The sequence below is a fragment of the Cellulomonas sp. NS3 genome, assembly GCF_024757985.1.
Taxonomy (GTDB): Bacteria; Actinomycetota; Actinomycetes; order Actinomycetales; family Cellulomonadaceae; genus Cellulomonas_A.
Genome location: NZ_CP103289.1, coordinates 3817951 through 3841141, shown reverse-complemented (window position 1 = coordinate 3841141; position 23191 = coordinate 3817951). Strand labels below are relative to the sequence as shown.

The following is a 23191-nucleotide window of genomic DNA, read 5'->3' as shown; positions in this document are numbered from 1 at the left end:
GCCCGCCGGACCCCGCTGCGGACGGTAGAGTGACGGTCCGCCGGCTGGCCTAGCGGACGGCGGGCTGCTCGGCCGTGCGGGCGGAGCCGACCGCGTCCGGGTCGTCGGCGGCGCCCTCGGCCGGCGACCCGGTGCCGGCGGGACCGGCCGCCGACGCCCCGACGAGCGCCGCCCGGCGCCGGGGTCGCGAGCTGCCGAGCAGCACCCCGCCCACGACGAGCGTCCCGAGCGCGAGCTCGACGACCGGCGTCGGCTCGCGCAGCAGCAGCCAGGACGCCGCGACGCCGACCACGGGCACCAGCATCGAGAACGGCGCGACCGTGCTCGACGGGTGCCGGGACATGAGCGCGGTCCACAGGCCCGTGCCGAGGACGGTCGCGACGAGCACCGTGTAGGCGAGCCCGGCGAGCGCCAGCAGGCCCGTACGGCTGCCGAGCGTCGTGAGGGACGTGCCGATCGCGGCGGGCCCGTCGACCACGAGCGCGAGCCCGAGCATCGGCAGCGGCGGGACGACGGACATCCACATCAGGAGCGCGAGCGGGGAGCCGCTGCGGGCCTGGCGGTTGCAGATGTTGCCGAACGCCCACCCGAGGCCCCCGCACAGGGTCAGGAGGACGGGCAGGAGCGTCGCGGAGCCGCCCAGCTCGGCCCGGTGCACGGCGATGCCCGCGAGGCCCAGGACGGCCAGCGCGATGCCGACGCCCTGCCGGGCGCTGAGCCGCTCGCGCAGCCACACCGCGCCGAGCACGACCGTGAACGGTGCCGAGGACTGGAGCACGAGCGACGCGAGCCCCGTCGGCATCCCGGCGTCCATCGCGAGGTACAGGAACGCGAACTGCAGGATGCCGAACCCGAGCCCGTAGCCCAGGATCCAGCGCCACGGGACGGCTGGGCGCGGGACGAGCAGGAGCGCCGGGACGGCGAGCACCGCGAACCGGAGCCCGGCGAGGAAGAACGGCGGGAAGTGCTCGAGCGAGAGGTGGATCGCCGTGAAGTTGAGGCCCCACGTGAGGGCGACGACGGCGGCGAGGAGGCGGTCGCGGGGCGGCATGCGTCGATCGTCGGCCCGGCGGCGTCGCAGCACCATCGAAAAGTCGGCCCTGGACTCTGTAGCGTGGCTTCATGGACGCCCGACTGCTCGAGACGCTGCGCGCGGTGCACGACCACGGGGGCGTCACCGCCGCGGCGGCGGCGCTGCACGTGACGCCGTCGGCGGTCTCGCAGCAGGTCCGCGTGCTGCAGCGCGAGGTCGGGGCGGTGCTCCTCGAGCGCGTCGGGCGCGGGGTGCGCCTCACGCCCGCCGGTGCGGCGCTCGCCGGGGCCGCCGTCGACGTCGCGGTCGCCCTCGAGCGGGCGCGTGCGGCGGTCGACGCGCACCGTGCCGAGCCGCGGGGGACCGTGCGCGTGAGCGCGTTCCAGAGCGCTGCCCAGATGCTCCTGCCCGGGCTCCTCACGCGCGTCGCCCGGCTCGGCGGCATCGCGCTCGAGTGCAGCGACGAGGACGTCGCCCAGGCCGAGTTCGGGGTGCTCACCGCGGACTTCGACGTCGTCGTCGCGCACCGGCCCGACGGCTCCGCGGGCTGGGGAGGCGGGCTCCGGGTCGAGCCGCTGCTGCGCGAGCCGCTCGACGTCGCGCTGTGGCCGGGCCACCCGCTCGCGCAGCGTGCGACGCTCGAGCCCGCCGACCTCGCGGGGGAGGACTGGATCGCGGTGCGCGAGGGCTTCCCGGTGGCCGCGGTGCTCAACGAGCTGGCGGCGCTCGCGGGGTCGCCGCCGCGGATCGTCCAGCGCATCAACGACTTCCACGTCGTCGAGGCGCTCGTCGCCGCCGGCCACGGGATCTCGCTGCTGCCGCGCTACACGAGCGGGGCCGCGCCCGACCGCCTGTGCCTCGTGCCGCTCGCCGGCGTCCGGGCCGGTCGCCGGATCGACGCGCTGCTGCGGCCCGACCGGGCGGAGCGCCTCGTCGTGCAGCGCGTGCTCGGCGAGCTGCGTGCGCAGGCGCGCGAGATCGAGCGGTCCGCCGCGACGTGACGACCGGGCGCGGGCTCGGGCCGCGCGTTCAGGCCGCGCGCTCCCCCGGCGCCCCGAGGACGTGGTCGACGTAGGCGTTCGCGAACCGTCCGCCGGGGTCGGCCTCGGCGCGCACCGCACGGGCCTGCGCGAGCCGCGGGTACAGCGCGTCCAGCTCGTCGGGCCCGAGCCAGTGCAGCTTGCCCCAGTGCGGGCGCCCCTGGACCTGGGCGACGATCCGCTCGACCGCGCTGAAGTAGCGCCGGTACGGCAGCCGGACGTACTGGTGCACCGCGACGTACGCGGTCTCGCGCCGGTACGCGGTCGAGAGCCAGACGTCGTCCGCCGCGGTGTACCGGACCTCGAGCGGGAACGGGATCCGCTCGCCGGTCGACGCGAGCCAGCCCTCGATCTCCCCGAGGACCTGCGGGACGGCGGCGCGCGGGATCGCGTACTCCATCTCGCGGAACCGCACGCGGCGCGGCGAGACCAGCACCTCGTGCGACGCGGCGGTGTAGGTGCGCGCGCCGAGGGCCCGGGCGGCGATGCCGTTGACGGAGCGCGTCAGGGCGGGGACGGCGGCGGTCAGCGTGTTCGTCGCGGCGAAGACGCCGTTCGAGAGCAGCTCGTCGTCGACCCAGGCGCGGACCTTCGAGAGCGGGCGGACGTCGTCGTCGGGCACGCGGTTGTTGCGCTTCGTGAGCGTGCGCCGCGTGTGCGGGAACCAGTAGAACTCGAAGTGGTCGTTGGACTCGATCAGCCCGTCGGGGCCCTCCAGGCCCTCGAGCACCCGGTCGAGCGGCCACGGCTCCTCGACGGCCTCGAGCCGGAACGCGGGCACGACGTCGAGCGTGACGGCCGAGAGCACGCCGACGCTGCCGAGCCCGAGCCGCGCGACCTCGAACAGCTCGGGCCGGTGCTCGGGCGAGGCCTCGACGACGTCGCCCGACGCGGTCACGAGCCGCACCCCGACGACCTGCGCGGCCAGGCCCGGGAGCCGGATGCCGGTCCCGTGCGTGCCGGTCGAGATGGCCCCGGCGATCGACTGGCGGTCGATGTCGCCGAGGTTGCGCAGCCCGAGCCCGTGCGCGGCGAGCCCGGCGTTCAGGTCGCCGAGCCGCGTGCCGGCCCGGACGGTCACGCGCGCGCTGCCGTCGGCCCGGTGGTCGACGCGCTCGATGCCGGTCATGGCGTCGAGGCTCACGAGGATCCCGTCGGTCACCGCCGCGCCGGTGAACGAGTGACCGGCCCCCACCGCGCGTACGCGCAGGTCACCGGCCCCGCGCACGAGCGCCGCGAGCCCCTCCTCGTCGCGCGGACGCACCCGGCGCACCGGGTTCGCCTGCGCCGTCCGCGCCCAGTTCTGCCACTCCCCACGGTTCCCCCCGAAGTTCATGGGCTGACTGTCGATCTGGTCGGCCGTCCAAGTCAAGTGCTCCGCACGCTTGACTATTGTCACGACGCACATTGAGATGGGGTCAAGGGGGCGTACGGGCTCCGCAGACCCCGTGTCGCGCGGAGCCCGGGCGAACGAGGGGATCGAACGGGGGACCGATGAACCGCATGCCTGTCGCCGCGAGGCGAGAGCAGCTGATCGAGGCGGCGCTGAGCGTCGCGAGCAGGGACGGGATCGACGCGGCCACGGTACGCGCCGTCGCCGCCGAGGCCGGAGTCTCGCTGGGCGTCGTGCACTACTGCTTCCAGGACAAGGACGAGCTGCTGCGCGCCGTGGCGGAGGCGATCACGGTGCAGAACCGGCAGGCGGCCGAGATGGGCCTGCCGCAGGACGCCGACCTGCGCACGACGTTCCGTGCCGCGGTCGAGAGCATGTGGGACAGCATCCGCGCGAACCGGGGCGCCCAGCTCCTGAGCTACGAGCTGACGACGACGTCGCTCCGGCACGCGGAGCTCAACCAGGTTGCGATCGCGCAGTACCGCGGCCAGTGGAACTCCGCCGAGGTGTTCCTCGAGAACATCGAGCAGGCGGTCGGGATCACCTGGCTCGTGCCGCGCGAGCGGCTCGCCCGCTCGCTCGTCGCCGTCGTCGACGGGATCGCCCTCGCGTGGCTCGTCGACGGTGACGACGCGGCGGCGACCACGACCCTCGTCGGGTTCGCGGACTTCCTCGCGACGCAGGCCGCGACGTTTCCCCGGGACCTGATCGACGGGCCGGCCGCGCGCGACGACGAGGCGCCGGCGGCCTCGCTGACGTACCTCGGCGCGAGCGGCGAGCCGGGTGCGAGCGCCACGCTCCCGGAGCACGCGAGCTCGCACGCGTGACCCGCACGGACGCCGGACGCCCGGCCCGACCGCTCGCCGGTCCGGGCCGGGCGGTCCGTCACCGCGACCTGACCGGGACGCGGGCATGACCGGCGGGACGTCGGTGCCCGGCGCACCCGCGGGCCTCGACACCGGCGCGGCGCCCACCGGGCTCCCGGCCGCGGCCCGCGCCGCGCGGGTCGTCGTCGCGCTCGCGTTCGGCGCCCAGGGGCTCGCCTACGGCGCGCTCATCACGAGCCTGCCGGGGTTCAAGGACCGGTTCGGGATCGGCGACGACGTCGTCACGGTCGTCGTCCTCGGGGTGTGCCTGATGGCGGCGGTCGGCACGGTCCTCTCCGAGCGTCAGGCGCGCGGCCCCGGCTCGCGTGCCGTGCTCGCCACCGGGATCGCGAGCATCACGCTCGCGATCCTCGTCATCGCGCTCGCGCCGAGCCTGCCGGTGTTCCTCGTCGGCTTCGCCCTCTACGGCGTCGGGCTCGGGCAGGTCGACGCCGGGACCAACATGCAGGCGGTCGCGCTGCAGCGCGAGTACGGGCGCAGCATCCTCACCGGCTTCTACGCGGCCTGGTCGGTCGCGGGCATCCTCGCGACCGTCTACGTCGGGCAGTACGTCTCGCGCGACGTCCCGCAGCAGGTCGCGCTGCCCGTCGTCGCGGCCGTCGTCGGCGTCGTCGGGGTGCTCGTGCTCCGGCGGGCCTGGCGGGCGCACGACGCGCCGCTCACGCCCAGCGGGCCCGACGCGGACGCAGGCCCCGTCCGCCGCTCCGCGCTCCCCTGGGGTGCCATCTCGGTGCTCGGGATCGCCGTCGTGGCGTACTACGTGGTCGACTCCGCCGCGGCGACGTGGAGCACCATCTACCTCGGCGACGTCCTGGACGCGGCGGCCGACGTGGCGCCGCTCGGCTACGGCGTGTACCTCGCGACGACGCTGGTGTCGCGGCTCGCCGGCGACCTGGCCGTGCGCCGCTGGGGACGCGTCGCGGTCGTCCGCACCGCGGGCCTGGTCGGTGCGGCGGGGCTGCTCGCCGTGGTGCTCGCGCCGAGCCCGGCGGTCGCGATCGCGGGGCTCGGGCTCACCGGGCTGGGGCTCGGCGTGATCGCTCCCCTGTGCTTCGCCGCCGCGGGGAGCCTCGCGCCGGAGCACGCCGACGCGGTCGTCGCGCGGCTCAACGGGTTCAACTACCTCGGTGCCGTGCTCGGCGGGGTCTTCGTCGGGGCGATCGGCGTCGGCTCGACGCTGCGCATCGGCTACGCGGTGCCGCTCGCGCTCGCGGTCGTCGTCGTGCTGCTCGCTCCGCGGTTCGGGAGCCGGCGGTCGGCTGCGTGACGACGCTCGGCGCACGCCTCGACGCGGTGACCCGCGGGCTGCCCGCCCCGCTCGCCGTCGTGGACCTCGACGCGTTCGAGGCCAACGCGGCCGACCTCGTCCGGCGCGCCGGCGGCGTGCCGGTCCGGGTCGCGAGCAAGTCGGTGCGCGTGCGGCACCTCGTCGGGGCCGCGCTCGCGACCCCGGGGTTCGTGGGCGTCATGGCGTACTCCCTGCGGGAGGCGCTCTGGCTCGTGGAGAACGGCGTCGACGACGTCCTGATGGGCTACCCGACCGTCGACACCGGAGCGCTGCACGAGCTGGCCCGGGACGCCCGCGCCGCCGCCGCGATCACGCTCATGGTCGACCACGTCGGTCAGGCGGACCTCGCGCAGCGGGCGGCCGCCGCGGGCGGGAACCCGGTCGGCGTGTGCCTGGACATCGACGCGTCGCTGCGGCTCGGGGTCGGCCGTACCGTCGTGCACCTCGGCGTGCGCCGGTCGCCGCTGCACACGCCGCGCCAGGCCGAGGTGCTCGCGGCGACCCTCGCGCGCCGGCCCGGGATCGAGGTGCGCGGCGTGATGTTCTACGAGGCCCAGGTCGCCGGGCTGCCGGACTCCGACGTGCTGGTCCGGGCCGTCAAGCGCGCGTCCGTGCGCGAGCTCGACCGGCGCCGCGCCCGGGTCGTCGACGCCGTCCAGCAGGCCACCGGCGCGCCGCTGCGCCTCGTCAACTCGGGCGGCTCCGGGTCGGTCGGGACGAGCGCCGCCGACCCCGCGGTCACCGAGGTCACCGCCGGCTCCGGGCTGCTCGTGCCGACGCTGTTCGACGGGTACCGCGCGTTCGAGCCGCGCCCGGCGGCGTTCTTCGGCCTCGACGTCGTACGTCTGCCCGGTCCCGGCTACGCGACCGCGTTCGGGGGCGGGTACGTGGCGTCGGGCCCGGCCACGCGCTCGCGGCTCCCGCGTCCCGTCGCACCCGCCGGGCTCGCGCTCACGCCGCGCGAGGGCGCGGGCGAGGTGCAGACGCCCCTGCGCGGCCGGGGCGTCGACGGGCTCTCGGTCGGCGACCGGGTCTGGTTCCGGCATGCCAAGGCCGGCGAGGTCTACGAGCGCTTCCCCGAGGTGCACCTCGTGCGCGGCGAGACGCTCGAGCGGACGGTGCCGACGTACCGCGGCGAGGGCCGGACGTTCGGCTGACCGGCGCCCGGTCGTACCGCCGGGCGCGGCGCACCAGGCCCGCGGCCCGGACCGGCGGGTGACGACGCCACGCGCCGGTAACCTTGCGGGGTGAGCCTGCGCCTGTACGACACCGCGACCCGCCGGGTGCGCGACTTCGTGCCCGTCCGTCCGGGCTCCGTCGGCATCTACCTGTGCGGCGCGACCGTGCAGTCGCCCCCGCACATCGGGCACGTGCGCTCGAGCATCGCGTTCGACGTGCTCGTGCGCTGGCTCCGGCGGGCCGGCAACGACGTCACGTACGTCCGCAACGTCACCGACATCGACGACAAGATCCTCGCGAAGGCCGAGCAGGCCGGTCGCCCGTGGTGGGCGTGGGCGCTCGAGAACGAGCGGGCGTTCACCTGGGCGTACGACGTGCTCGGCGTGCTGCGCCCGACCTACGAGCCGCGCGCCACGGGTCACGTCCCCGCGATGGTCGAGCTCATGCAGACGCTCGTCGAGCGCGGCCACGCGTACGTCGCGGCCGACGGCGACGTGTTCTTCGACGTGCGCTCGTACCCGGAGTACGGCGCGCTGACGAACCAGCGGCTCGAGGACATGGTTCCCGCGCCCGACGGCGGTCCCGCCGACGGCGACGTGCCGACGGTCGTCAAGAAGGACCCGCGCGACTTCGCGCTCTGGAAGGCGCCGAAGCCGGGAGAGCCCGCGACCGCGTCGTGGCCCACGCCGTTCGGGCGGGGGCGCCCCGGCTGGCACCTCGAGTGCTCCGCGATGGCGCAGCGCTACCTCGGCGACACGTTCGACATCCACGGCGGCGGGCTCGACCTGCGCTTCCCGCACCACGAGAACGAGCAGGCGCAGTCGCACGCGGCCGGGCTCGGCTTCGCGCGGTACTGGCTGCACAACGGCTGGGTCACGCTCGGCGGCGCGAAGATGAGCAAGTCGCTCGGCAACGGGCTGCTCGTGAGCGTCCTGCTCGAGAGCGTCCGCCCGGCGGTGCTGCGGTACGCGCTCACGTCCGTGCAGTACCGCTCGATGCTCGAGTGGACGCCCGACACGCTCGGCGAGGCCGAGAGCACGTGGGACCGGCTCGCGGGGTTCGTCGAGCGCGCGACCGAGCAGCTCGGGCCGGACGCCGCGGTGACGCCCGACGAGGTCGCCACCGGTCCGCTCCCCGGCGACTTCGCGACCGCGATGGACGACGACCTCAACGTGCCGGCCGCGCTCGCCGTCGTGCACGAGCACCTGCGCGCCGGCAACAGCGCGCTCGCCGCCCGTGACGCCGCGGCCGTGCGCGCCGAGCTGGTGGCCGTGCGCGGCATGCTCGACGTGCTCGGGCTCGACCCCGCCGGCGCGCAGTGGGGCGGCCACGGGACCGACAGCCGTTACGCCGAGGCGCTCGACGCGCTCGTCACCGCGGAGCTCGCCGCACGCGCCGAGGCGCGCGCCGCACGCGACTTCGCCACCTCCGACGCGATCCGGGACCGGCTCGCCGCAGCCGGGGTCGTCGTCGAGGACTCCGCGACCGGCGTCCGCTGGTCGCTCGCAGCACCACGTACCGAGGACGACGACTGATGCCAGGGAACTCGCAGCGCCGGGGCGCCACACGCAAGCCGGGATCGAAGAAGGGCGCGAGCATCGGCTCGGGGGGCAAGGGACGCCAGTCGCTCGAGGGCCGCGGCCCGACGCCCAAGGCCGAGGACCGCCCGTACCACCCCGCGGGCAAGAAGAAGATCGCCGCCGAGCGGCGTGCGGCCACGGGGACCGACCGGGGGCCGTCCTCGGGCGCGCGCGTGGCCGGTGGCGGGGCGCGGGCGTCGCGCAGCGCGGGCGGCACGAAGGGCGGGCGTGGGGTCTCCGCGACCCACGAGATCGTCAACGGCCGCAACTCGGTCGTCGAGGCCCTGCGCGCCGGCATCCCCGTCTCGACGGTGTACATCGCCGCGCGGCTCGAGGCCGACGACCGCACGCGCGAGATCCTGCGCGCGGTCACCGAGCGCGGCTACCCGCTCCTCGAGGTCACCAAGCCGGAGCTCGACCGCCTGACCGACAACTCGGTGCACCAGGGCGTCGCGATCCAGGTCCCGCCGTACGCGTACGGCGAGCCCGACGACCTGCTCGACGTCGCCGAGGCGTCCGGCCGGCCGCCGCTCATCGTCGCGCTCGACGGCATCACCGACCCGCGCAACCTCGGCGCCGTGCTCCGCTCGGCCGGGGCGTTCGGCGTGCACGGCGTGCTCGTGCCTGAGCGGCGTGCGGCCGGGGTCACGGCCTCCGCGTGGAAGGTCTCGGCCGGCGCCGCCGCGCGCGTCCCGGTCGCCCGCGCGACGAACCTCGTGCGCACGCTCGAGCAGTACCGCAGCGCCGGGTGCTTCGTCGTGGGGCTCGACGGCGGCGGGGACACCCCCATCGGCGACCTGCCCTACGCGAACGACCCGCTCGTCATCGTCGTCGGCTCCGAGGGCAAGGGCCTCTCGCGGCTCGTGCGCGAGCACTGCGACGCGATCGCGTCCATCCCGATCGGCTCGGCGGTCGAGTCGCTCAACGCCGGCGTCGCCGCGGGGATCGCGCTGTACGAGGTGGCGCGCCAGCGCGGAGCCTGACGGGTGTACGCCGGACGGGTCGAGGACGGCGGCGGTGGCCGCGGGCAACCGTCGTCCGTGCCACGATGGGAGCGATGACGACCGAGCTGCGACGCTGGGACCTCCGCGACGCCCCCGCGCTCCAGGCGGCGCTCGCGGCGTCCCCCGACCTCGCCGTCCAGCTCGGGGGCGGCACCGACCCCCGCGACCTCGAGGCGTGCGAGCGGCTCATCGCCGCTCAGCTCGACTCGTGGGGACCCGCGCACTTCGCGTTCGCGATCAGCGTCGACCGGGGTGCCGTCGGCGCGGTGAGCCTGAGCCACGTCGAGCACGTGCACGACACCGCCTGGGTGTCGTACTGGCTCGCCGCCAGCCACCGGGGGCGCGGGCTCGCGACGCAGGCCGTCACGACCGTCGCCGCCTGGGCGTTCGACACCCTCGGGCTCTTCCGGCTCGAGCTCGGTCACCGCGTGAACAACCCCGCGTCCTGCCACGTCGCCGCGCGCGCCGGGTTCGTCGTCGAGGGCACCGAGCGCCGCAAGCTCCGGTACGGGACCGAGCGCTTCGACGTCGAGACCCACGCGCGCCTGCGGAGCGACCCGGCGCCGCCGGCGCCCGTCTGGCCGATCGTGGGCCTCGACCGCGTCGTCGCCCTCGGCGCGCGCTGACCGTCGCGCCCGAGGCCGCACGGGGCCCGACGGGTGGTTCGCTGCGGGGTCCCGGCGCGGGTGGCTCGGCCGCCGCGGGCGCCGGGATCGGCGCCGGGTGGTCCGGCGGGGGGGGGGGTGGGCTCAGTCGCGCCGCGGGGCGGGCACCACGTCGGCGTCCTCGTGCAGGTCGGCGGCGCTGACCCCGAGGATCGCCTGCTCGTCGGGCCGGTACGGGAGGATGTCGCGCACGTAGCTCTGCGCCGCCTCGGGCATCGGGACGTCGCGTCCCTGCTGCTGCGAGAGGTACCAGCGGTGGTCGAGCAGCTCGTGGAACACCTGCGCGGGCTCGAGCTTCAGGCGCAGCTCGCGCGGGACGGCCCGGACGGCGGGCTCGAAGACCCCGGTGAGCCAGTCGTGCGCGACGAACGACTCGTCCTCGCTCTGCCGGTCCGTCGCCGCCCGGAACGCGTCGAGGTCGTTGAGCAGGCGCCGGGCCTGGTTCTCCTGGACGTCGAGCCCCGTCAGCCGCATGAGCCGGCGCGAGTGGTGGCCGGCGTCGACGACCTTGGGCTGGATGCTCACGGTCGTGCCGTCGACGTCCGTCGTGATGTCGAGCTCGCCCACGTCGAACCCGAGGTCGTTGAGCCGCTCGATGCGCGCCTGGACGCGCCAGCGCTCGCCGAGGGTGAACGACTCGGCGTCCGTCAGCGCGGTCCACAGCTCCGAGTAGCGCTCGACGAGCATCGCGCCGATCGCCACGGCGTCGACCTCCTCCTCGAGGAAGTCGCCGGCCTGCAGGTCCATGAGCTCGCCGATGATGTTGACCCGGGCGACCTCGAGGTCGTACGCGCGCTGGCCGTCGGTGAGCCGGTCGTGCAGGTCACCGGTCTCGGCATCGACGAGGTACGCCGCGAACGTCTCGGCGTCGCGCCGGAACAGCGTGTTCGAGAGCGACACGTCGCCCCAGTAGAACCCGATGAGGTGCAGGCGGACCATGAGCACCGCGAGCGCGTCGATGAGCCGGGTCGCGGTGTCGGGGCGCAGCGACTGGCTGAACAGTGCGCGGTACGGCAGCGAGAACGACAGGTGCTCAGTGATGAGCACGGCCTCGAGCGGCTCGCCGTCGGGCGCGGTGCGGCCCGTGATGACACCGATGGGGTCGACGCTCGGCACGTCGATGCGGCTGAGCTGGCGCAGGAGCTCGTACTCCCGGTACGCGACCGTCTCGCCGATCTCCTTGACCGCGATGACGCGCCCGGACAGGCGCGCGAACCGCACGATGTGCCGCGAGATCCCGCGGGGGAGCGCGGCGAGCGTCTCGGCCGGCCACTCCTCGAGCGGGATGTGCCAGGGCAGGTCGAGGAGCGCCGGGTCGGGCGCCGCGGTCGTGATCTGCAGGCGCGCAGGCGGGCGTTGGCTCATGCACCGATCCTCTCATCACGGTCGGACGCGGGGAGGTGGGAGCACCGACAGCGCGCACAGCCCCCACCCGGACGACACCGACAAGCCACCGGAACGCCGCGAGGGCGGACCGGCAGGTGCCGGTCCGCCCTCGCGGGTGCGTCAGGTGCAGGTCAGACGTGCGAGATGCGCTCGCCCGAGCCGGCATGGAACAGGTGCTGCTCGCCGGTGCGGATGCGGACCCAGATCGTCTCGCCCTTGGCCGGGACCTGGCGCGGGTCGACGCGGACGACGACCTGCGCGTCCCCGGCACCGGAGTGCACGGTGGCCGCGGCGCCGAACTCGTTGGTCAGCGAGCCGTAGACGAAGGCGTCCGAGCCCAGCTCCTCGACGAGGTTGACCTCGACCGGGATGGCGTCCGGCGTGCCCTGCGGGACGACGTCGAGCGACTCGGGACGGAAGCCGATCGTGACGTGGCCCTTGTCCTCGGCCGTGAGACCCGTGACGACGTCGCGCGGGACCGCGATGCGGGCCTTGCCGACCTGCGCGTAGCCCTCGAGCACCGGGAACGTGCCGATGTTCATGGCCGGCGAGCCGATGAAGCCGGCGACGAAGACGTTCTTCGGGGTGTCGTACATGTCGCGCGGCGTGCCGACCTGCTGCAGGAGGCCGTCCTTGAGGACCGCGATGCGGTCACCCATCGTCAGGGCCTCGGTCTGGTCGTGCGTGACGTAGACCGTCGTGACGCCCAGGCGGCGCTGGAGCGACGCGATCTGCGTGCGCGTCTGGACCCGGAGCTTGGCGTCGAGGTTCGACAGCGGCTCGTCCATGAGGAACACCTGGGGCTGGCGCACGATCGCACGGCCCATCGCGACGCGCTGACGCTGGCCACCCGAGAGGGCCTTCGGCTTGCGGTCGAGGTACTCGGTGAGGTCGAGGATCTTGGCGGCCTCCTCGACACGGCTGCGGATCTCCGACTTCTGGGTGCCGGCGATCTTGAGCGCGAAGCCCATGTTGTCGGCGACCGTCATGTGCGGGTACAGCGCGTAGTTCTGGAAGACCATCGCGATGTCGCGGTCCTTGGGCTGGACGTCCGTGACGTCGCGGTCGCCGATGAGGATGCGACCGGCGTTGACGTCCTCGAGGCCCGCGAGCATGCGGAGCGAGGTCGACTTGCCGCAGCCGGAGGGGCCGACGAGGACGAGGAACTCGCCGTCCTCGACGTGCAGGTTGAGCGCGTCCACCGCGGGGCGCTCCGTGCCGGGGTAGACCCGGGTGGCGTTGTCGAACGTGACCGTAGCCATGATGTGTTCCCTTCACCGGCAGGTACGTGCCGGACGATCCGTAGTGAAAGGTGCCAGAAGTGTCGCCGCTGACACAGACCGGGAGCAGTCGTCGTCCGTGGGAGCGCCTGCTGAGGTAGCTCGCGGGTGCGCACACGGTCGGCGTCGTCGCCCTCGGTCCGCGGCCCATCCTGCCACACGACGCGCCGGGGCAGCTGGGGCGCACGTCCAGGCGGTCGGCGGGGGCCCCGGCCGGGCGGGTCTCAGCCGAGCACGGTCCAGCGGTCGGTGTCCCGCGACCACGCGACCGCGCGGCCCCCGAGCGGCTGGACGCCGTCCACCGCGAACGGCAGGGTCCCGGCCCACGTCGGCCTGCCGTCACGGAGCGCGTACGCCTGGGCCTCGGTCGCCTCGGTGCGCCGGCCCACGACGACGAGCGAGCGGCCGTCGGTGAGCAGCGTCGGGCTCGTCGCCGGGTCGCCGCCCGTCCCCGGCGCGGCGGCCGGCGGTGCCGTGCGCCAGCGCGTCGTGCCGTCGGCGAGCTCGACGGCGCGCAGCGAGCGATCGAACCCGACGAGGTACGCGACGCCGCCGAGCACGACGGCGTCGGAGACGAGGAGGTCGTCGACGACCCAGCGCACCTCGCCCGTCCCGGCGTCCCACGCGAGCAGCCCGCCGTCCGCGTCGGGCGCCCCGGTCAGGAGCAGCACGTCGGGCTCCGTCCCGTCGTCCACGCTGAGGACCCGCAGCCGGCCCTCGGGCAGGACGGTCGAGGTCCCGTCCGGGGAGAGCAGGGAGACCGCCTCGCCGCCCGAGACCCCGAAGCCGCGCCGCACCACCCGGTCGCCGCGCGCGGGCTCGACGACGGCGCCCACCTCGGACGTGCTCGCGGGCGTCGTGCCGACGAGCGTGCCGTCGGGGCCGAACCGCGCCGTGGCCGTGCCGAGCACGACGAGCACGGTGTCGCCGGCGGGCACCAGGGACGGAGCCGCCGCGGCCTGCGCCCACTCGCGCTCGGCGGTCCCCGCGGGCAGCTCCTGCTCCCACGCCACCTCGCCCGTGCGCACGTCCCGGGCACGGACCGCGACGCTCCCGTCGGTCGCGGAGGTCGCCGTCACGACCGTGCCGCCGACCACGACCATCCCGGTCGGCGGCCGCTCGGGCGCGCGGCGGACGACGTCGCCGGTCGTGGCGTCGAGCACCACGAGCTCGGCCTCCTGCGGCACCGGCGTGGGGAGCGAGGTGTCGCCGCCGTAGGACTCGGGCGGCACCGACGGGCGCACGTACCGGCCGCCGACGACGCACACGAGCAGCGGCGACTCGCCGGTCGTGGCGTCGCACGGGACGCCCTGCAGGTTCTCCGTGGCGTCGACGAGCAGCTCCTCGGGACCACGCAGCGGTGTCGACCACCGGACGTCGCCCGTGGCGGGGTCGAGCGCGACGGCGCTCTGCGCGCCCGAGGCCTCGAACCGTGCGCCGAGGCTCAGCCCGTCGACCTCGGCGCCCGTGTACATGGTGAGCACGTCGCCGAGCCCGGGCTCCCAGCGGGCCTCGAGGCCGTCGCCGAGCGGAGGGAGCACGCCGGGCACCTGCGCGTAGCGGGCGAGCTCGTCGCGGTCCCGGGCGTCGAGCGCTGCCTGCGTCCCGGCGAGCGCGGCGACGAGGACCGCCGCACCGGCGACGACCGTCCGGGCACGCACGCGCCGGGGCGGCGTCCCGGTCGTCCCGTCCGCGGCACCCGCGTCGGGCCCGGGGGTCACGTCCCCGCCGGGCGCACCGGGTGCCGGCTCGTCGCCGCCGACGAGCTCGACCTCGACCATCGGGTCCCGGCTCACCGCGTCCCCCCGTCCCCGACGGGCCGTGCACCGTCGGGGCCCGCGCCTCCCCAGGATCGCACCCGCGCTACCCGAAGGCCTGCAGGACGAGGCCCTCGCCCCCGCCGCGGCCCAGCAGCACGCGCCCGGCGGAGGTGGTCCAGTCGATGCCGTCGGGCAGCGCCTGCGACCAGAGCCGGCGCCCGTCGCCGATCGCGAACGCGGTCGCTGTCGGGGCCTGCGTGGCTCCCGCGGCGTTCCGGTCGCGCAGCAGGAGGAGGGTCCTGCCGTCGGTCGCGACCCCGGGGGAGTAGTCGCCGGGCCACGGCTCGTCGGGACCCGGCTCGGCGCGCCACAGCTCGGTCCCGTCCTCGAGGTCGAGCGCCACGAGGGCGCCCTGCGTGGTGGACACGTAGACGTTGCCGTCCAGGACGAGGGCGACGTCGGCCGGCTCGGAGGGCAGCGACCACCGGACCTCCTCCTCGCGGACGTCCCAGGCGACGAGCCCGTTCGACCCGCCGAGCCCGTCGGGCTCGCGGGTCCCGCCCGGCCCGTCGCGCCCCGACAGGAGCAGGAGGTCCGGCTGGGAGCCGTCGTCGACGGTCAGCCGCACCGGCTCGCTGTCGGGCAGCTCGACCCACGCGCCGTCGGGGTCGAGCACCAGCGCCCGGCCGGGCCCGGACCCGGGGGCGTAGACCTGCAGCACGGGGAGGCGCTCGCGCGCGACGTGGAAGAAGGCGAAGTCCTGCTCGCCGACGTCGACGGGGGCCGCGGACAGAAGGGTCCCGTCCGCGGCGAGGCGCTCGACGGACGTCCCGTGCTGCACGAGGACTGTCTCGCCCAGCCTCGCCAGCCGGGGCGTCGACTCCTGGGGGTCCCCATGCCGGGACGCCCGAGCCGTGCCCGGCGGGGTCGTGCGGGACCACTCCTCGGTCCCGGTGAGCACGTCTCGCGCGGCGACGGTCGTGCTCAGGTCGGGGGCGGCGCGAGCCGTCAGGACCAGGTCGCCGAGGAGCATGAACGTCGCCGTCGGCTCCACCTCGACCCGCAGCACCTCCGCGTGCGTGTGCGCGTCGAGGACGACGAGCTCCGCGGCGGTGGCGACGACGGAGCCGGTGCCGGCCGGGTCGTCGTCCTCGTCCGGCTCCGCCGGCACGTGGTGGATCGGGACGAGGCAGGCCAGCAGGTCGCGACCCCCGGTCGTGACGTCGCACTGGATCCACCAGCCGCCGCTCTCCTGCACCAGGAGCGGCTCGGGCTCGGCGAGCGGGACGGACCACAGGACCTCGCCGGTGGTCCCGTCGAACGCACCGGCCCGCGGCACCCCGTCGTCGTCGAAGGCGGCCCCGAGCGCGACGCCGTCGGACCGCGCGACGGGACTGTCCCACGTCGTCGAGGCCCACTCGCCGGCCGCGGCGACGCGGTCCGCCGGCCACAGCGGCTCGAGCGCGTCGCCGACGGGCAGCAGGACGCCCGGGACGTCGGCGACACGTGCGTACGCCGCGCGCTCGCGCGCGTCCAGGACCGCCTGCGTCGCGACCAGGCCGACGACGACCGCGGCGGCCCCGGCGACGACCAGGCGTCGGCGGCGGCGCGCGCGTGCGGGGTCCGGTCCGGCGGCCGCTGCCTCGGCGGGTGCGCCGACGTCGGTCGTGCCGTCGGACGGGGATCCGGGCGCCGTCACCAGCTCGACCTCGACCATCGGGTCCCGCGCCACGGTGTCCCCTCCTCCGCGGGCGCCCGCCCGTGCGCCGGCGCCCTCCCGCCAGGTTCTCACCCGGGCTGCCGCCGCGGGCACCGTTCCGTGCAGGCGACGCGCGGGTCACGTGCGCGCGGCGTGTGCGTCGCCCCGCACGGGGGCTCAGCCGAGCGCCAGGACCCGGTCTGAGCCGAAGTCGGGGATGCCGAACAGCAGGCGGCCGCTCGACGTGAGCACCTCGACGTCCGGGAGCGCGCCGGTGAAGACGCGGCTGCCGTCGGTGAGGGCGAACCCGCTGAGCCGGCGGCCGCCGTCCTCGGCGAGCTCGAGCACGAGGACCATCCGCCCGTCGGTCCACACGCTGCGGTCCGCGCTCGGCGCGAACGACGCCGTCCACCGCGTCTCGCCGGTCGACGCGTCGAGCGCGACGATGCGCCCCGACGCGTCGGCCCCGTACAGCGCGCCGTCGAGCAGGATCGTGTCGGTCCACGGGACGGCGCCGTCGCCGAGCCGCTCGCTCTGCCACACCGCCTCGCCGGTGCGGGCGTCCCAGGCGTGGAAGCGCTCGTCCGCGGTGAGCACGACGCCGGGAGCGGACCCGTCGTCGACCGACGTGAACGCCGGGACGCCGGGCAGCAGCGGTCCCGGTGAGCCGTCCTCGAGCAGCAGCCGCGTCGACCCCGAGCCCTCGTACGAGACCAGCCCGACGCGACCGCCGCGCAGCGGCTCGGGCCACGCGACGACCTCCGAGCCCGTCGTCGTCGCGTGCAGCAGCCGACCGTCGGGGGACAGGAGCCACGTGCGGCCCTGCGTCTCGGCGATCTGCAGGTGCCCGCCGGTGACCCACAGCGAGAGGAGGACCCCGAAGCTGCGGTCGACCGCGAGCGGCTCGGGGACCGAGAAGCGCCACCGCTCGGCGCCCGTGCGCGGGTCCTCGGCGGTCACCAGGAGCCGGCCCGAGTCGTCGCCGCGCGCCCGGACGAGGGCGTCGCCGAGCACCGCGAGCCGGGTGCTCGGCTCCGTCGGGCGGCGCGCGACGACCTCGCCCGTCGCGGTCTCGAGGACGAGCACCTCGGCCCAGGTGGGGACCCCGGGCCGCGCGTCCTCGTCGGTGTCCGCGACCCCCGTGACGAGGCACACGACGAGGCCGCCCGGGCGCTCGTCGTCGGCCTGGCACGCGGGCCCGGAGCCCGGGTCGAGCACCGACCCGGGCGACGACGCGCCCACGGCCGTCGACCACACCGCCTCGCCGGTCGACGACCGGACCGCGCGCACGGTCGGGACGCCGTCGTCGCCCATGAACGTGCCCACCAGGAGGTCCCCCGACCGCACGCCGGTGCGCACGAGGTGCCCCGCCACGCCGTCGGACTCCCACCGCACCTCGAGCGTGTCGCCGAGCGGCGCGAGCACGTGGGGCACCGTCGCGAGGCGGGCGAGCCGTGCGCGGTCCCGGGCGTCGAGAACGAGCTGCGTCCCGACGAGCGCCGCGCACAGCACGAGGACCACCGCGACGAGCGTGCGGCGCGCACGGCGACCGAGGCGGGGGCGGTCCGCCTCGGGGGGTGCGGCCGGGACCGGGTCCGGGGCGTCCCCGGCGACGAGCTCGACCGCCTGCATGTGGCCACGGCCCATGCCCCGCAACCTACGCCGCGGTGCGCGGACCGGCTCGACGAAGAGCCGGGGCGGCCCGGTGGTGGTCAGCCCCGCGGAGCCCCGAGGTCCGTCGCGAGCAGGTCGAGCGCCTCGACCACGTCGTCCGGCGCGGCGAGCCGGAACCGGGCGACGGTGTCGCCCGACCCGACCTTGATCGTCACGTCGTCGGGCCCGAGCGCCGCGAACGCGTGCTCGTCGGTCACGTCGTCGCCCGCGTAGACCACGACGGCCGCCCCGAGCTCGGTCCGCAGCGCGGTGATCGCCTCACCCTTGCTCGCGTGCAGCACCGAGATCTCGACGACGTCCTTGCCGTGCAGCACGCCCGAGCCGAGCTCGGCGCCGATCTCGAGCGCCTCGCGCTCCGCGGCCGCGGCCACGTCCCGCTCGGCGAGCCGGGTGTGCACGACGACGGCGGTCGGCTTGGTCTCGACCCATACGCCGTCCCGCCCGCGGGCGACCGACGCGGTCCGCGCGCCGAGTGCCGCGAGGCGGTCCGCCTGCTCGTCGCTCAGCTGCACGACGTCCCGGTCCAGGCCGAACGTCGTGACCCGCGCGCGCTCGGCGCCGTGGCTCCCGACGAGGAACGTGCCGGGCGGGACCTGCGCGAGCGCGTGCAGGTCGGCCATCGCGCGCCCCGAGACGAGCGCGATGCGCACCCGGGCGTCGTCGGGCAGCCCGCCGAGCGCCGCCAGCGCGGTGACGCCGCGCGGCAGGATGCGCGACGCCGACGGGTCGTCCTGCAGCGGGGCGAGCACGCCGTCGAAGTCGAGCGCGACGAGCAGCGGGCGGCGGGAGGTGTCGCCCGCGAGCGCGGCGAGGGCCGCGAGGGTCCTGGAGCGGTCGTCGGCCGGGCCCGGGCCGGCGGGGGCGGAGGTCGCCGTGCGCGGCTCAGACATCGTCGCCCCGCCCCGAGGAGCCGGCGTGGACCGAGTCGGACGACTCGCCGTGCGTCGTCGTGCCGCTCTCGCCGCGGACCGGGACGGCGGTCAGCACCGCGAGGAACGAGTCCGACCACTGCGCGACGTCGTTCTCGAGCACGCGCTTGCGCAGCCGGCGCATCCGCTTGCGGGCCTCGCGCGGGTCGAGGTGCACCGCGTACGTGATGGCGTCCTTGAGGCCCGCGATGTCGTGCGGGTTGACCAGGATCGAGCCGGTGAGCTCGTCCGCGGCACCCGTGAACTCGCTGAGCACGAGCACGCCGCGGTCGTCGGACCGGGCCGCCACGTACTCCTTGGCGACGAGGTTCATGCCGTCGCGCAGCGCGGTCACGAGCATGACGTCGGCCGCGAGGTACAGCGCCGCCATCTCCTCCATCGGGTAGGAGTGGTGCATGTAGTGGATCGCCGCGTGGCCGAGCTCGCCGTAGTCGCCGTTGATGCGCCCGACGAGCAGCTCGACGTCGTCGCGCAGCTGCTGGTACGCCCCGACGTTCTCCCGGCTCGGGCTCGCGATCTGCACGAGCGTGGTGTCCGCGACCGAGAGGCGCTCGTCCTCGAGCAGCTCGCCGTACGCCTTGATGCGGTGCCGGATGCCCTTGGTGTAGTCGAGGCGGTCGCAGCCGAGCAGGAGCACCTTGGGGTCGCCGAGCTCGGTGCGGATCTCCTTGGCACGCTGCTGGACCTCGGGCGTGCGGGCCAGCGCGTCGAACTTCTTCGAGTCGATCGAGATGGGGAACGCGGCCGCGCGCACGTGCCGCTCGACCTTGCCGTGCTTCGTGATCGTGATGACCTGGCCGCGCGTCGTCAGGTCCGTGAACCGGCGCACGACGCGCACGAAGTTCGACGCGTCGCCCGCGCGCTGGAAGCCGACCAGGTCCGCGCCGAGCAGCCCCTCGACGACCTGCTTGCGCCACGGCAGCTGCGCGAAGATCTCGAGCGCCGGGAACGGGATGTGGTGGAAGTAGCCGATCCGCACGTCCGCGCGCAGCTGGCGCAGCATCGCCGGGACGAGCTGGAGCTGGTAGTCGTGCACCCAGACGGTCGCGCCGTGCGCGGCCTGCTCGGCGGCGGCCGTCGCGAACCGCCAGTTGACCTTGCGGTACGACTCCCACCACTGGCGGTGGAACTGCGGCGGCTCGATCACGTCGTGGTAGAGCGGCCACAGGGTGTCGTTCGAGAAGCCCTCGTAGTAGTCCTCGAGCTCACGCTCGGACAGCGGCACCGGCACGAGGCGCATGCCGTCGGCGTCGAACGGGTCGAGCTCGAGGTCCGGCGAGCCGCCCCAGCCCACCCACGCGCCGTCCGCGTTCTGCATCACGGGCTCGAGCGCGGTGACGAGGCCACCTGGCGACCGGGTCCACGTCGGCTCACCGTCCTCGCCGAGCGAGACGTCCACGGGCAGTCGGTTCGCGACCACCACGAGGTCATAACCGGCAGTTCCCACCGTCGATCAGCTCCTTGGGGTTTTCTCGACCATACCGTGAGGTGGTCGTGGAGGCGGCGTGCCCACGTGCGCGCTGCGCACCTGCGCGGGCGCGCGACGCTACTGTCCGGGCATGGAGCGCAAGGGCCTGACCCCGGGGTCAGAGGTCGGTGGGTACTCGATCGTCGCACCGCTGGGGTCGGGCGGCATGGGCACGGTGTACCGGGCCCTCGACGGCGGCGGGGCGGCGGTCGCGCTCAAGCTGCTGCACGGCGCCGACGACACCGACACCGAGGCCCGTGAGCGCCTGCGCCGCGAGGTCCTCGCGCTGCAGCGGCTGCGGCACCCCGCGGTCGCGGCGGTGCTCGACGCCGAGGCCGACTCGACCGAGGCGTTCATCGTGACCGAGCTCGTCGACGGGGTGAACCTCGAGGAGCACGTGCGCGAGCACGGGCCGCTCGACGCCACGACGCTGCACGAGGTGGCCGAGGGGTTGCGCAGCGCGTTGACCGCGGTGCACGAGGCGGGCGTGGTGCACCGCGACCTCAAGCCGAGCAACGTCCTCGTGACCGAGCACGGGCCGGTGCTCATCGACTTCGGCATCGCGCACGCGGCCGACGACGCGCGCGTCACCTCGACCGGCCTCGTCATCGGGACGCCCGGGTACCTCGCGCCCGAGCTCCTCGACGGCGCCGAGCCGACCGAGCGCAGCGACTGGTGGGGCTGGGCGGCGCTCCTCGCGTTCGCCGCGACCGGCCGCGCGCCGTTCGGGCTGCGCCCGCTCGAGCAGGTGCTCGCGAAGGCCCGCTCGGGCGACCCGGACGTGGCGGGGATCGGCCCGTTGACCGCGGGGGCGCTGCGCGGCGCGCTCGCGGCCGACCCGGACGCGCGGCTCTCGGCGGCCGACGTGGTCGCGGCGCTGCAGGTCGCCGTCGCGGACGGCGACCCCGCCGGGCCCGGGGAGGTCGGGTCCGTGGGCGGGGGCGCGGGGGACGACGACGCGGACGACGACGGCGTCGGTGACGACGGCGCGGCCGGGGCGGCGGGCGAGGACCGGGACGACGCCGACCGGGACGACGACGACCGGGACGACGACGCCGAGGACGCCGTCGCCACGGTGCTGCTGACCAAGCGCGTGCCCGCGCCGGTCGGTGCGGCCGGTGCGGGTGCGGCGGCGGCCGCGGCCGGGCTCGCCGGTGCCGCCGCCCTCGCGGCGCGCGACGCGACGAAGCAGGACGCGACGACGCACGCCGCCGCCGCGGGCGACGAGGATGACGAGGACGACGAGCCGGGCGACGACGAGGAGCACGAGCCGTATGCCGACGACGCGCAGGACACCGTGCTGCTCGGCGCGGCCGGGACCGCCGTCGGCGCGGTCGCGAGCTCGACGGTCCTGACCAACGACGGCCACACCCAGGTGCTGCGCGCGCCGGTCGCCGCGCCGCCGTCGGTCCCGGTCGCCTCTCGCGCCGACCGCCAGGACACCGCCGTCGACGACCGGGCCCGTGGCGCGGGTCCTTCCGACGACGCCTCCTACGACGACGGCGACGGCGCCTGGGCCGACCCGGCGGGCGACGACGCGTACACCGAGGACGACGACCTCGGCTACGAGCGCCCGTTCGCGCGCCGCCGGTGGGGCAGCCTGCTGGCCCTGGGCCTCCTCGCGACCGCGTCCGCGGCGCTGTACCCGGGCTGGACGCTCGTCGTGCTCGGCGTCGTGCTCGTCCTGGTGCGGACCGCGGGCTCGACGGTCGAGGCGATGTACGCCCGCCGCGAGCGCAACGGCGTGCGGCGCACCGACACGCTGCGCGCCGTGGTCTCGACGCCCTGGCACCTCGTGCTCGCGGTCCTCGGGCTCGTGCCCGCGGTCCTCGTGGCCGGCTGCCTCGTGCTCATCGTGCTCGGCGTCGTGTGGTGGCTGCTGACCGGGGGGTACTGGGCGCCCGACGGGGTCCGGGGCGGTGAGCCGAGCGGCATCATCGCCTCGGCGATCGTCGCCGGGGTGTTCCTGCTCGGCCTCGTCACGCTGTGGTGGGGGCCGATCGCGCACACGACCCGCATCGGCGCGCGCCGCGTGCTCTCGGTCGTCGCGCCCGGACGTGCGGGGGCGTTCGTCCTGACCCTCGTCGCGCTCGCGGTCGCCGGGGTCCTGGTCCTCGAGACGCTCGGCGACCCCCAGGTCGTGTGGTCGCCGCTGCCCCAGCCGCGGCTGCCCTGACGCCGACCGGGCGGCGACCCGGCGTGCCCGTGCCCCGGACGCGGGCGTCCCCGGGCCCGCGGTGCCGTGCGACCCTCCGGACCCGGCTCCTGGAGCGCCCGGCACGCACAGGCCGAACCCGTACCCTGACCCCATGACCGGCCCACGCGCGCGTGCGGCGGTGCCCGTGCGGCGCCGCCCCTGGTCGCCGCGTGGGCGCGTTCCCGGCCTCGCGCCCGGGCGCCCCGCCGGTCCGTCGTCCCTCGACCGCTCCCTCGCCCTCGTGCTCACGGGCGTCGGCCTGCTCGCCGTCGCGCTCGGCGTGCTCGTGCTCCAGGGGCGCCTGCTCCTGCACCCGTGCGTGAGCGCCGACGGGCCGCTCGGCCAGCTCGGGGTGCGCCTCGCGCTCCTGAGCAGCGCGACCGACTGCCCCGAGGGCACGCTCGCCGTGAGCGACGCCGCGACGCACGGCGCGATCCTCGTGCTGAGCGTGGCCGCGCCCGTGCTCGTCGCGCACGTCGTCGTCGCCGCGTTCGGTGCCGGGCTGACCGCGCTCGTGGTGCGGGCCGCGGCCACCGCCGGGGCGCTGCTCCGCGTGGTGCTCGTGCGGCTGCCGGCCCGCCCGCGCGTGGCGTCCACGCCGCTGCGCCGCCTCGTGGTCGTCGGCGACCCCGACGTCCGTCCGCCAGGGAGCCGTGGTCTGCGGCTGCACCCGCACCGGGGTCCGCCGCTCGCGCCCGCGTGAGCAGCCCACCCACCACCCCGGACCAC

General features: G+C 75.9%; 18 protein-coding genes. 9 read left to right on the top strand and 9 right to left on the bottom strand.

The window, feature by feature from the left end; translation table 11 throughout:
• Positions 1 to 49 precede the first annotated feature (49 nt).
• On the bottom strand, positions 50 to 1051 hold the full coding sequence (locus tag NXY84_RS17370; protein WP_258724286.1) for an EamA family transporter: 1002 nt from the start codon (positions 1049 to 1051) through the stop codon (positions 50 to 52).
• Between the two features lie 71 nt (positions 1052 to 1122).
• Here NXY84_RS17370 and NXY84_RS17365 point away from each other — a divergent pair, with 71 nt between their 5' ends.
• A complete protein-coding gene (locus NXY84_RS17365; RefSeq protein ID WP_258724285.1) occupies positions 1123 to 2034 on the top strand; it encodes a LysR family transcriptional regulator in 912 nt (303 codons plus the stop codon).
• Positions 2035 to 2062: 28 nt separating this feature from the next.
• Here the strand turns inward: NXY84_RS17365 and NXY84_RS17360 are convergent, their stop codons facing one another.
• Positions 2063 to 3409, bottom strand: a complete 1347-nt coding sequence (locus NXY84_RS17360; RefSeq protein WP_258724284.1) for a D-arabinono-1,4-lactone oxidase — start codon at positions 3407 to 3409, stop codon at positions 2063 to 2065.
• A 158-nt stretch (positions 3410 to 3567) separates the two neighbouring features.
• On the opposite strand from NXY84_RS17360, the gene NXY84_RS17355 reads away from it, so the two are divergent.
• The 6 genes from NXY84_RS17355 (at position 3568) to NXY84_RS17330 (ending at position 10030) form a co-directional block, all read left to right on the top strand.
• Positions 3568 to 4293 (top strand): TetR/AcrR family transcriptional regulator, encoded by a 726-nt coding sequence (locus tag NXY84_RS17355; protein ID WP_258724283.1) that lies wholly within the window; start codon positions 3568 to 3570, stop codon positions 4291 to 4293.
• An 85-nt stretch (positions 4294 to 4378) separates the two neighbouring features.
• On the top strand, positions 4379 to 5620 hold the full coding sequence (locus NXY84_RS17350) for an MFS transporter (protein ID WP_258724282.1): 1242 nt from the start codon (positions 4379 to 4381) through the stop codon (positions 5618 to 5620).
• A complete protein-coding gene (locus tag NXY84_RS17345) occupies positions 5617 to 6798 on the top strand; it encodes an alanine racemase (RefSeq protein ID WP_258724281.1) in 1182 nt (393 codons plus the stop codon). The genes NXY84_RS17350 and NXY84_RS17345 overlap by 4 nt, the downstream gene beginning before the upstream one ends.
• Before the next feature lie 90 nt (positions 6799 to 6888).
• Entirely contained in the window at positions 6889 to 8355 is a 1467-nt protein-coding gene (cysS, locus tag NXY84_RS17340) for a cysteine--tRNA ligase (protein ID WP_258724280.1), read from the top strand.
• Entirely contained in the window at positions 8355 to 9383 is a 1029-nt protein-coding gene (gene rlmB, locus NXY84_RS17335) for a 23S rRNA (guanosine(2251)-2'-O)-methyltransferase RlmB (RefSeq protein WP_258724279.1), read from the top strand. The genes cysS and rlmB overlap by 1 nt, the downstream gene beginning before the upstream one ends.
• Positions 9384 to 9457: 74 nt before the next feature.
• Entirely contained in the window at positions 9458 to 10030 is a 573-nt protein-coding gene (locus tag NXY84_RS17330; RefSeq protein ID WP_258724278.1) for a GNAT family N-acetyltransferase, read from the top strand.
• A gap of 123 nt (positions 10031 to 10153) precedes the next feature.
• On the opposite strand, the gene NXY84_RS17325 is transcribed toward NXY84_RS17330, so the two are convergent.
• The 7 genes from NXY84_RS17325 to NXY84_RS17295 all read right to left on the bottom strand — a co-directional run bounded on the left by NXY84_RS17325 (position 10154) and on the right by NXY84_RS17295 (position 20217).
• Positions 10154 to 11434 carry a DUF4032 domain-containing protein gene (locus NXY84_RS17325; protein WP_258724277.1) on the bottom strand — a complete coding sequence of 427 codons (1281 nt, stop codon included), beginning with the start codon at positions 11432 to 11434 and terminating at the stop codon, positions 10154 to 10156.
• Positions 11435 to 11586: 152 nt separating this feature from the next.
• Positions 11587 to 12717: an ABC transporter ATP-binding protein gene (locus tag NXY84_RS17320; RefSeq protein WP_034634041.1), complete on the bottom strand. Its 1131-nt coding sequence runs from the start codon at positions 12715 to 12717 to the stop codon at positions 11587 to 11589.
• A gap of 242 nt (positions 12718 to 12959) precedes the next feature.
• A complete protein-coding gene (locus NXY84_RS17315; protein WP_258724276.1) occupies positions 12960 to 14531 on the bottom strand; it encodes a PQQ-like beta-propeller repeat protein in 1572 nt (523 codons plus the stop codon).
• Between the two features lie 67 nt (positions 14532 to 14598).
• The gene (locus NXY84_RS17310; RefSeq protein ID WP_258724275.1) at positions 14599 to 16227 is read right to left on the bottom strand and encodes a PQQ-like beta-propeller repeat protein; all 1629 of its coding nucleotides are present in this window, start codon (positions 16225 to 16227) and stop codon (positions 14599 to 14601) included.
• A gap of 144 nt (positions 16228 to 16371) precedes the next feature.
• Entirely contained in the window at positions 16372 to 17841 is a 1470-nt protein-coding gene (locus tag NXY84_RS17305; RefSeq protein WP_258724274.1) for a PQQ-binding-like beta-propeller repeat protein, read from the bottom strand.
• Positions 17842 to 17906: 65 nt separating this feature from the next.
• Entirely contained in the window at positions 17907 to 18758 is an 852-nt protein-coding gene (otsB, locus tag NXY84_RS17300) for a trehalose-phosphatase (RefSeq protein ID WP_258724273.1), read from the bottom strand.
• Complete coding sequence (locus NXY84_RS17295; protein ID WP_396126273.1) at positions 18751 to 20217, bottom strand: trehalose-6-phosphate synthase; 1467 nt, start codon at positions 20215 to 20217, stop codon at positions 18751 to 18753. The genes otsB and NXY84_RS17295 overlap by 8 nt, the downstream gene beginning before the upstream one ends.
• Before the next feature lie 139 nt (positions 20218 to 20356).
• On the opposite strand from NXY84_RS17295, the gene NXY84_RS17290 reads away from it, so the two are divergent.
• Complete coding sequence (locus tag NXY84_RS17290) at positions 20357 to 22441, top strand: serine/threonine-protein kinase (RefSeq protein ID WP_258724271.1); 2085 nt, start codon at positions 20357 to 20359, stop codon at positions 22439 to 22441.
• Positions 22442 to 22574: 133 nt separating this feature from the next.
• Entirely contained in the window at positions 22575 to 23165 is a 591-nt protein-coding gene (locus tag NXY84_RS17285) for a hypothetical protein (protein WP_258724270.1), read from the top strand.
• Positions 23166 to 23191: the final 26 nt, after the last annotated feature.

What these genes read in the sequence shown, in the direction of transcription:
- NXY84_RS17370 (WP_258724286.1), bottom strand. Translation starts at nt 1,051, where the DNA reads ATGCCGCCCCGCGACCGCCTCCTCGCCGCCGTCGTCGCCCTCACGTGG.
- NXY84_RS17365 (WP_258724285.1), top strand. Translation starts at nt 1,123, where the DNA reads ATGGACGCCCGACTGCTCGAGACGCTGCGCGCGGTGCACGACCACGGG.
- NXY84_RS17360 (WP_258724284.1), bottom strand. Translation starts at nt 3,409, where the DNA reads ATGAACTTCGGGGGGAACCGTGGGGAGTGGCAGAACTGGGCGCGGACG.
- NXY84_RS17355 (WP_258724283.1), top strand. Translation starts at nt 3,568, where the DNA reads ATGAACCGCATGCCTGTCGCCGCGAGGCGAGAGCAGCTGATCGAGGCG.
- NXY84_RS17350 (WP_258724282.1), top strand. Translation starts at nt 4,379, where the DNA reads ATGACCGGCGGGACGTCGGTGCCCGGCGCACCCGCGGGCCTCGACACC.
- rlmB (WP_258724279.1), top strand. Translation starts at nt 8,355, where the DNA reads ATGCCAGGGAACTCGCAGCGCCGGGGCGCCACACGCAAGCCGGGATCG.
- NXY84_RS17330 (WP_258724278.1), top strand. Translation starts at nt 9,458, where the DNA reads ATGACGACCGAGCTGCGACGCTGGGACCTCCGCGACGCCCCCGCGCTC.
- NXY84_RS17325 (WP_258724277.1), bottom strand. Translation starts at nt 11,434, where the DNA reads ATGAGCCAACGCCCGCCTGCGCGCCTGCAGATCACGACCGCGGCGCCC.
- NXY84_RS17320 (WP_034634041.1), bottom strand. Translation starts at nt 12,717, where the DNA reads ATGGCTACGGTCACGTTCGACAACGCCACCCGGGTCTACCCCGGCACG.
- NXY84_RS17305 (WP_258724274.1), bottom strand. Translation starts at nt 17,841, where the DNA reads ATGGGCCGTGGCCACATGCAGGCGGTCGAGCTCGTCGCCGGGGACGCC.
- otsB (WP_258724273.1), bottom strand. Translation starts at nt 18,758, where the DNA reads ATGTCTGAGCCGCGCACGGCGACCTCCGCCCCCGCCGGCCCGGGCCCG.
- NXY84_RS17290 (WP_258724271.1), top strand. Translation starts at nt 20,357, where the DNA reads ATGGAGCGCAAGGGCCTGACCCCGGGGTCAGAGGTCGGTGGGTACTCG.
- NXY84_RS17285 (WP_258724270.1), top strand. Translation starts at nt 22,575, where the DNA reads ATGACCGGCCCACGCGCGCGTGCGGCGGTGCCCGTGCGGCGCCGCCCC.